Source organism: Kitasatospora sp. NPDC004799, from assembly GCF_040609095.1.
In the GTDB taxonomy this organism is placed as follows: Bacteria; Actinomycetota; Actinomycetes; order Streptomycetales; family Streptomycetaceae; genus Kitasatospora.
Genome location: NZ_JBEXJK010000344.1, coordinates 1 through 9,032 on the forward strand (window position 1 = coordinate 1; position 9,032 = coordinate 9,032).

At 75.2% G+C, this 9,032-nt stretch carries 7 protein-coding genes; 1 reads left to right on the plus strand and 6 read right to left on the minus strand.

Annotated features, from left to right (window positions below):
* Positions 1-128: 128 nt before the first annotated feature.
* The 6 genes from ABZW03_RS31390 to ABZW03_RS31415 form a co-directional block, all read right to left on the minus strand.
* Entirely contained in the window at positions 129-968 is an 840-nt protein-coding gene (locus ABZW03_RS31390) for a GntR family transcriptional regulator (protein WP_355265769.1), read from the minus strand.
* Between the two features lie 218 nt (positions 969-1,186).
* The gene (nudC, locus tag ABZW03_RS31395; RefSeq protein WP_355265772.1) at positions 1,187-2,128 is read right to left on the minus strand and encodes an NAD(+) diphosphatase; all 942 of its coding nucleotides are present in this window, start codon (positions 2,126-2,128) and stop codon (positions 1,187-1,189) included.
* Positions 2,129-2,198: 70 nt separating this feature from the next.
* A complete protein-coding gene (locus tag ABZW03_RS31400; protein WP_355265775.1) occupies positions 2,199-3,602 on the minus strand; it encodes a dipeptidase in 1,404 nt (467 codons plus the stop codon).
* 133 nt (positions 3,603-3,735) lie between these two features.
* The gene (locus ABZW03_RS31405; RefSeq protein ID WP_355265778.1) at positions 3,736-6,579 is read right to left on the minus strand and encodes an ABC transporter permease; all 2,844 of its coding nucleotides are present in this window, start codon (positions 6,577-6,579) and stop codon (positions 3,736-3,738) included.
* On the minus strand, positions 6,576-7,340 hold the full coding sequence (locus tag ABZW03_RS31410; protein ID WP_355265781.1) for an ABC transporter ATP-binding protein: 765 nt from the start codon (positions 7,338-7,340) through the stop codon (positions 6,576-6,578). Before ABZW03_RS31410 ends, ABZW03_RS31405 begins: the two co-directional genes overlap by 4 nt.
* 157 nt (positions 7,341-7,497) lie before the next feature.
* Complete coding sequence (locus ABZW03_RS31415) at positions 7,498-8,133, minus strand: PadR family transcriptional regulator (RefSeq protein WP_355265784.1); 636 nt, start codon at positions 8,131-8,133, stop codon at positions 7,498-7,500.
* Between the two features lie 79 nt (positions 8,134-8,212).
* Between ABZW03_RS31415 and ABZW03_RS31420 the strand changes: the two genes are divergently transcribed.
* A partial coding sequence (locus tag ABZW03_RS31420) for an endonuclease/exonuclease/phosphatase family protein (protein ID WP_355265787.1) occupies positions 8,213-9,032 on the plus strand: 820 nt, incomplete at its 3' end.

Here is a 9,032-nt window from a genome sequence, read left to right on the forward strand (position 1 = left end):
AGGACATCGAGGGCAACGAGTTCTGCCTCGCCTGATCTTCTCCGCCGGGACTGCGCGGTGGGGAGCCGCCGCCGTCGGTGACCGTGAGCCCGGGCACACCCGGCCCGGCCCGCCGCGGCCGGCGCGCGTCACGGCGCGTCGGCCCGGGCCGGGTCGACGGGCGCGGCGGGGGCGGGCAGCGTGGTGCGGGCGCCGAGGTCGCCGACGCCGTAGACGAGCCGGCTGCGGTCGGCCGAGTAGCGGGTCTCGATGACCCGTACGGGCCCGCGCCGGTCGTAGGTGACGCGGGTCTGCACCATCAGCGGCACGCCGGGGCCGCCCTGGAACCACTGGGCCTCCTCGGGGCCGGGCATCCGCGCGACCAGGTGGTCCACCGCGCCGATCTCGGTGCGTCCGAGGGTGGCGAGCACCGCCTCGTCGCCGCCCTCGACGGGGTCGGGCTCCATCAGCGGGGTGCCGGCGGCGAGGCCGGCCCGGTAGTGGCTCTCCTCGATGGAGTACGGCTCGCGGTCGAGCAGCCGCAGCTGGCGGCGGACCACGATGGCCTCGCCGGGGCGCAGTCCGAGCCGTTCGGCGATGTCCACCCGGGCCCGGACGATCATCATCTCGAAGTCGGTGCCGAGTTCCCGCCCGGCTTCGGCGGCTTCGCCGAGGTAGACGGCGGAGGGCGCGGCGAGGCAGTCGCGCGGCGCGGGGTGCGGGCAGGGCCCGTAGGCGCGGTGGTCCAGGACGGGGTGTTCGCGCAGGTACGTGCCCTTGCCCTGGAGGCGGACCAGGCGGCCCTCGTTGACCAGGACGTCGACGGCGAGCCGGACGGTGTTGCGGGCGACGCCGTACTGGCGCTCCAGTTCGCTCTCGACCGGCAGGGCGGCGTCGGCGGTGAACTCGCCCTCGGCGATCCGGCGGCGCAGGTCGGCGGCGAGGCGCTGGTATTTGGGGGATTGGGCGGTGCCCCGGGGGATTGTCACCCTCGTGAATGTAGCGAGCGGGGTGAGCCGGTTTCAGCCGTTTCCGGCAATATCGTCCGCGCGGGTCGGCTTGCGCGCCCCAGGAGCCCCTCCCGGTAGCAGAACTGGCCCGTCCGGATACGAACAGCTGGTCGTGGCGAATTGGGGAAGGGATTGGAGAGGAAAAGGGGGGCGCATGGAATTTGCCACGCGCCCCCCTTTCGTCCCGGATTACCGGATTACCAGCGCGCCGCCGAGGGCAGCGGCTCCCCGTACCAGAGCTCGACCAGGTGCCGGGCGATCGAGATGCCGGACGGCGGCAGGATCTCGCCCGCCTCCATCCCGGCCCGCAGCTCCTCGCGGGAGAACCAGCGCGCTTCGGCCAGCTCCTCGCCGTCCACGGTGATCTCGGTGCCGCCGGGCAGCGCCCGGCCCGTGAAGCCGAGCATCAGGCTGGACGGGAACGGCCACGGCTGGCTGGCGACGTAGCGCACCTCGCCGACCCGCACGCCCGCCTCCTCCTGCACCTCGCGGGCCACCGCCTGCTCGATCGACTCCCCCGGCTCGACGAAGCCGGCCAGCGTCGACCAGCGGCCCTCCGGCCACAGCGCCTGGCGGCCGAGCAGGCAGCGGTCCTGCTCGTCGGTGATCACCATGATCACCGCCGGGTCGGTGCGCGGGTAGTGCTCGGCCGCGCAGGAGGTGCAGCGCCGCACGTGCCCGGCGCCGGCCTTCTCGGTCGGGTGCCCGCAGCGCGAGCAGAAGCTGTGCAGCCGGTGCCAGTGCTCCAGGGCCACGGCGTGCACCAGCAGCCCGGCGTCCCGGTCGGACAGCAGCCCGCCGACCTCGCGCAGCCCGGCCGGACGGGCGTCGCCGTCCAGCCGCCCGGGCAGGCTCTCGCCGGCCAGCGCGAAGTACGAGACGCCGTCCTGGTCGGTGCCGAGGAAGTACCGGTCGCCGGTCTGCGGCGCCTCGAAGGAGGGCAGCAGCACGAGCTCGGTGCCCTGCGGGGTGTCGACCACGAACGCCTCGCCGCCGGCGATCGGCAGGACCCGGGTGCTGGGGTGGCTCCAGGCGGCCGCCAGCCAGGGCTCGTCGAACCGGTGCTCGGCCGCCCGGTCCACCCCGGACCGGGCCAGAGCCAGGTGCAGCGGGCGCTCGGTCTCAGGCACGGTGCTCACGTCTGTTCCATCCCCACATGGTGAATCATCCGGATGAGTGATCTGGCTGCCATGGTGCGCACGGCGGGGGTCATGCCCCCGGCCGGAAGTTCTCGGCGAGGTCGCCCCAGAGGTACGCGGCGGTCTCCACGCCCTTGGCCAGCAGGTCCAGCTCGACCTTCTCGTTGACCGAGTGCCAGCCGTCCGAGGGCACCGAGACGCCCAGGAACAGCACCGGCGCGCCCAGCACGTCCTGGAGGTCGGCGGCCGGCCCGGAGCCGCCCTCCCGGGTGAACAGGATCCGCTGCTCGAAGGCCCGCCCCATCGCGCGGACGGTGGACTGCAGCGCCGGGTGGTCCAGCGGGGTCAGGCAGGGCCGGGTCGCGCCCGGGAAGACCAGCTCGTACCGGACGCCCTCGGGCACCCGCTCGGCCACCCAGGCCCGCACCGCGTCGCGGACCTGCTCCACCTCCTGCCCGGCGACCAGCCGGAAGGACAGCTTGAGGTGCGCCGAGGCGGGGACGATGGTCTTGCCGCCGGGGCCGGTGTAGCCGCCCCAGATGCCGTTGACCTCGGCGGTCGGGCGGGCCCAGATCCGCTCCAGGGTGGAGTAGCCGGCCTCGCCGCGGGTGCCGTACGACTTGGCGACCCGCAGCCACTGCTCCTCGTCGAAGGGCAGCTCGGCGAACAGCTCGCGCTCGCGCTCGGTCAGCTCGACGACGCCGTCGTAGAAGCCCGGGATCGCGACCCGGCGGTCGGCGTCGTGCAGGGCGGCGGCCAGCTCGGCCGCGACCTGGGCCGGGTTGGGGACGGCGCCGCCGAAGGAGCCGGAGTGGATGTCGGTGTCCGGGCCGTACAGGTCGATCTGGGCGTCGGCCAGGCCGCGCATGCCGGTGCAGACGGTCGGCGTGGTCGCGGACCACATGCCGGTGTCCGAGATGACGACCACGTCGGCGGCCAGCCGCCCGGCCTCGCGCCGGACCAGGGCGGGGAAGTTCGGCGAGCCGGACTCCTCCTCGCCCTCGATCAGCAGCTTGAGGTTGACGGCCGGCGCGGTGCGGCCGGTGGCGGCCAGGTGGGCGCGCACGCCCAGGGTGTGGAAGAACACCTGGCCCTTGTCGTCGGCCGCCCCGCGCGCGAACAGCCGGCCGTCGACCACGGTCGGGGTGAACGGCTCGGTGTCCCAGCCGTCCTCCCGGGCCGCCGGCTGCACGTCGTGGTGCCCGTAGACCAGGACGGTCGGCGCGGACGGGTCCCCGGAGGGCCACTCGGCGAACACCGCCGGCAGCCCGTCGGTCTCCCACACCTCGGCCACCGGGAAGCCGGTCGCGCTCAGCTTGGCGGCCAGCCACTCGGCCGAGCGCCGCACGTCGCCGGCCCGGTCCGGGTCGGCGGAGACCGAGGGGATGGCCAGCCACTCGGAGAGGTCGGCGAGGAAGGCGGCCTGGTGCCGGTCGATGTAGGAGCGGACGGCGCTGTCCGGGGTTCTCGTCATACCGACGACTGTAGTTCGCCCGTGCGGGTGCCCGCCCCGGCCGTCCGGCTGCCGGGCGCCGTCGGGGCTGTAACCTCCGTCACCCCCGCCCCGGCGGCGCCGTGGACGGGGGTGACGGGAGCGGGGCCGGACCTCAGCCCGAGCGGCGCAGCAGGGTGATCCGGGAGCGGGTCATCACTGCCGCGAGGGCGGCCGCGAGCACCGGCAGCACCAGCACGGTGGCGGCGATGGTGGGCCACGGGAACACCAGGGTCGCCTTGTTGGCGAGCTCCTCGGCGGTCATCCCGGGGTAGCTGTTCGCCGCGGCCTCGACCTTGCGCAGCGCCACCCCGGGCACCACGCCGCAGACCGCGCCGAGCAGGGCGCCCATGGCGGCGATCACCCCGCACTGGAAGCCGGACAGCGAGCGCCGGATGCGGGGTTCGGCGCCGACCGCCGCGAGGGTGGTCAGGTCGCGCTGGGAGTCGGCGGCGGCCAGCCCGGTGGCGATGCCCGCCGCGCCGAGGGCGACCAGGGCGGCGAACGCGTTGAGGCCGAGGCGGACCAGGTCGGCCTGGGACTCGTAGCCGCGTTCGATCGTGAGCACCTCGTGGTCGTGGAGCTTGGCCAGCGCGCCGTCGGCCTTCTGCTGGGCGCCGTCGGAGGGCATCGCGGCGGGCAGCCAGACCGAGCCGCCCGGGATGGTGGAGAAGCCGAGCCGGGCGGCGGTGGCCGGGCTGACCACGGCCTGGGCCGGGGAGGCCAGCACGGGCTCGGCGAGCACGGCGTCCACCGCGATCTCCTTGTAGACCGGCTTGCCGGCGGCGGGGCCGGAGCCCTCCGGGGCGGGGGTGTTGTACTGGAGGACGACCTTGCCGTCCTTGACGTAGCGGGCGTCGAAGACCACGGCCTTGCCGGCCGCGAGGGCCTGGCCGGCCGCCTGGTCGGTGACGCCGTAGAGGTTGCGCAGCAGGGTGGCGTCGCCGGCGGTCACCGGGCTGAAGGGGCTGCTGCGGCGGTGGTCGGTCTGGCAGCGCTTGTCGGTGGACAGGATCCGCCGGCGCTCCTCCGGGGAGGGGCTGGTCTCCCGGTCGTAGAGCGGGCAGCGATCTTCCTTGGGCAGTTCGACGCTGAGGTAGCCGCAGTAGGTGCCCTCGCCGCAGTCGCCCTTGGGCTGGACGCGCAGGGCGTCGGCGCGCGGGCCGAGGTCGGGGATGCTGCGCTCGACGGCGGAGCGCATGTGCGGCAGCAGCTTGTCGTCGAGCAGCCAGCCGTTGCCGAGCATGACGGCGCCGGAGGGCCCGGAGGCGACGTAGTCGCGCCGGTGCTCCTCGTCGACGCTGGCCATGTAGACGCTGACCGCGACGGAGCCGGCGACGGCGGCCATCACGGCGGCCACGGCGGGCGCGGTGCGGCCGCGGTGGCGCACCGAGTCGCGCAGGGCGAGCCGGGGGCCGAGCGGGAGCCAGCGGCCGAGCCGGCCGAAGAGGCCGACCAGGAACGGGACGAGGGCGACCATGCCGAGTTCGGCGACGGCCGAGCCGCCGAGGACGGCGAAGCTGCGGTTGCCGACGCCGCTGGAGGCGCCGAACAGGGCGAGGGCCGCGCCGCCGCCGATCATCAGCAGGCCCAGGGCGGCGAGCTTGCGGCTCGGCGGCTTGAGCGTGTCGCGGCCGGTGAGCGCGGCCACGACGTCCTGGCGGGAGGCCTGGACGGCGGGCACCACGGCGGCCAGCAGGCCGGTGACGAGGCCGACCGCGAGGATGCCGAGCAGGTCGAGCGGCGTCACGGCGAAGTGGCCGAAGCGCTGGCCGGCGGACTCCTCGGCCCGGGTGCGCATCAGGGCGACCAGGCCGATGCCCCCGGCCAGGCCGACCAGCGCGCCGGTGACGCCGAGGACGATGCCGCCGCCGAGCACGACCGCGCGGACGTTGGCGCGTTCACCGCCGGCGGCGGCGAGCAGTCCGAGCTGCCGCCGGGAGCGCCGGGCCCCGACGGCGAAGGCGGGGCCCGCGAGCAGGACGATCTCCAGCAGGGCCATGCCGACGACGGTGGCGAGGATGACGACGTCGGTCCGGTCGAAGTACGTGGTCTCGGGGCCGGAGTGCTTCTGCTCGACGTAGTACGGGACCTGGTCGCGGGGCGGCGGGTCGAGCAGGACGGCGCGGGAGGTCGCCCGGAAGCCGTACCGGTTGAGCTCGGTGACCTTCTGCCAGTCGAGCCCGGCACCGGCCGGGAGCTTGACCAGCCAGCGGGTGGGCTCGGTGTCGGCGCGCGCGTCCGGCTCCTTGGGGAGCCGGTCGATCAGGGCGCCGGGGCGGGCGATGAGCTCGGTGGTGTTCAGCTCGCCGGGGTGCTCGTAGACGCCGGTGATGGTGAAGGAGGTGGACTCCAGCCCGCGGACGGAGGTCTGGTCGCCGATCCTGAGGCCGGAGCGCTTGAGGAAGTCCCGGGTGACGGCGGCTTCGTTGTCCGCGGCGGGGGCGCGACCCTGGACCCGGTTGAGGCTGCCCTGCCAGACCGGGTCGGTCAGGTCGGCTTCGACGACCCGGGTGCTGAGCACGCCTTCGGTGCTGCGCGCCGCGGTGTACGGGCCCTGGAGCTCGGGCACCAGGGTGGCGCCGGCCGGGAGCAGTTGGCGGGCCAGTTCGCCGGGGGCGGTGTCGAGGGAGCGCTGCTGCTCGGGGGTGTAGGTGGGGGTTTCGCCCTCCTTGAGGTCGTCCTTGGGGTTGCGGAGGGTGAAGCCCTTCTCGGGGTCGGGCGCCTGCTTGACGGTGGAGCCGCGTTCGACCAGGTCCAGTTCGCCGGCGGCCTGGCCCATGACCCGCGTCGCGCGTTCGGCGGGGGTGAGTTCGGCGCTGCGGAAGACCACGTCGGCGCCGGTGACGCCGAGGACGGGCAGGGCGACCATGGCGATGACGAGGGCGCTGCGGCCCTTGGCGCGCAGGGCGTCGCGGCGGGCTATGCGCAGGGCGACCCGCCAGGCGCTGAGCTTCACTCGTCCACCTTCAGGCTGTTGCTCGCGGCGCTGACGAGCAGGCTGGCCGCGTCCTGGCTGACGGACTCGTCGACCATCCGGCCGTCGCGCAGGAAGACGACCCGGTCGGCCCAGGCGGCGTGCCGGGCCTCGTGGGTGACCATCATGGCGGCGGCGCCGGCGTCGCAGCGGGCGCGCAGGACGGCGAGGACGGCCTCGCCGGTGGTGGAGTCGAGGGCGCCGGTGGGCTCGTCGGCGAGGACGAGGCGGCGGTCGCCGATCAGGGCGCGGGCGATGGCGACGCGCTGCTGCTGGCCGCCGGACATGTCGTCGGGGAAGCGGTCGGCGAGTTCGGGGATGCCGAGTTCCTCCAGGGCGGTGAGGGCCTCGCGGCGGGCGGCGCGGGTGGACAGCCCGTCGAGTTCGCGCGGCAGCGAGATGTTCTCGGCGGCGGTGAGCGCCGGGATCAGGTTGTAGTCCTGGAAGACGTAGCCGACGGAGCGGCGGCGGACCTGGGCGAGCTTCTTGCGGTTGAGCTCGCCGAGGGCGACGCCCTCGACCAGGACTCGGCCGGCGGTCGGGCTGTCCAGGCCGCCGGCCAGGGTGAGCAGGGTCGACTTGCCGGAGCCGGAGGGGCCCATGACGGCGACGAACTCGCCGGGGTGGACCTTGAGGTCGACGCCGCGCAGGGCCTGGACCTCGGCGGCGCCGCTTCCGTGGACGCGGGTGACGTTCTCCAGGTGGAGCACCGGCGTCTGCCGGGCCTCTTCGGTGTGGGACACGCATTCCCCCCTTGTGCTGGGTGTGCGCTCGGTGTCGGGGCCGAGCGTGGTGGTTCGGGTGCCGTACGGGCTCGGCCGCGCGGGCGCGGGCGCTCAGGCGTTCAGGTGCGCAGGCGTTCAGGCGTTCAGGCGTTCAGGCGTTCAGGTGCGCAGGCGTTCAGGCGCGCAGGCGGCGGCCGCGCTTGGCGGGGGCCGCGGGTGCGTCGCCCTCGCGGGCGCCCTCGGCGGCGCGGGCCTGCAGGAGTTCGGCCTGCTGGGCGAGCCGGGTCTCGCAGTGGTCGAGCCAGCGGATCTCCGCTTCGGTCTGGAAGATGAGCTGGTCGAGGACGAGCAGCCAGGCCAGGTCGTTGCCGGCGGCGGGCACCACGCCGGGGCGCTTCTCCCCCGCGAGGGCGCGGCCCTTGAGCCGGGTGTAGTCCTGGAGCGCCTTGATGCTGTGCCGGCGCTGGCCCTGGACGACGGCGGAGACGTCCACGCCCGGGACGGTCACCGCCATGGCGAGCTTGATCGCGAGTTCGTCGCGCGGCGGGCTGGTCCGGGGCACCGGGGTGTCGAACCAGGCCCGCAGCTCCTCCCGGCCGGCGTCGGTGGCGGCGTAGAACTGGTGGCCCTCGTCGTCCTCCCCGGCGGGCTCGACCAGCCCGTCGCGCTCCAGCCGCGACAGCGTGGTGTAGACCTGTCCGACGTTGAGCGGCCAGGTGGCGCCGGTGCGCGCCTCGAACTCGGTGCGCAGCTGGTAGCCGTAGCGGGGGCCCTGGTCGAGCAGGGCGAGCAGACCGTGACGGATGGACATACCGAGTATGTATACCCGGTATGCCCTAGCGCCTCAAGCCGGGCCCGCCGGGTCCGGGGAGCGGGTACCGTCGTGCGGTGTGAGCCAGTTGCGCATCGCCACCTTCAACCTTCTGCACGGCCAGCCGCTCGCCCCGGACGGCGCCCCGCGGCCCTACCCGTCCGACGCCGGCGCGCCGCTGGCCGAGGCGGTGGCCGCGCTGGACGCCGACGTGCTGGCGCTCCAGGAGGTGGACCGGCACCAGCCCCGCTCCGGCGGCACCGACCAGGCGGCGGTGGCGGCCGCGGCGATGGGCGCGAAGGACTGGCGCTTCGCCGCCGCCCTGCACGGCCGCCCGGCCCCGGTGGCGGGCTGGGTGCCGGAGCCGGCCGGGCCGGGCAACCTGCGGGTGTACGGGCCGGGCGAGGTGGGCGACGGCGCCCTGCCCTCGTACGGGACGGCGCTGCTGACGAGGCTTCCGGTGCGGCACTGGCGGGCCCGGCGGTTCGCCCCGGCGCCGTTCGGGCTGCCGCTGCGGGTGGCCGGCCGGCGCGGGCTGACCCCGGTGCCGGACGAGCCGCGGGCGGCGCTGGCGGCCGTCCTGGAGGGCGAGCACGGGCCGTTCACCGTGGTGGCGGCGCACCTGTCGTTCGTCCCCGGCTGGAACATGGCGCAGCTGGCCGGCATCCGGCGCTGGATCGCCGACCTGCCGCAGCCGTACCTGGTGCTGGGCGACTTCAACCTGGTCGGCGCCGTGCCGCGCACGGTGCTCGGCGGGGCGACGGCGCTGGAGCGCACCGCGCCGCGGGTGCGGGTGCGCGACCTGCGGCGTGGCCCTACCTGCCGGCCGTACGGGACGGGGCCGAGCCGCCCGAGGAGTTGGCGGACCTCACCGGGAAGAAGGATCCCTGCCCGCCGCT

Coding starts and splice junctions, on each gene's coding strand:
- ABZW03_RS31400 (WP_355265775.1), bottom strand. CDS start 3,602: ATGACGAGAACCCCGGACAGCGCCGTCCGCTCCTACATCGACCGGCAC.
- ABZW03_RS31415 (WP_355265784.1), bottom strand. CDS start 8,133: ATGTCCATCCGTCACGGTCTGCTCGCCCTGCTCGACCAGGGCCCCCGC.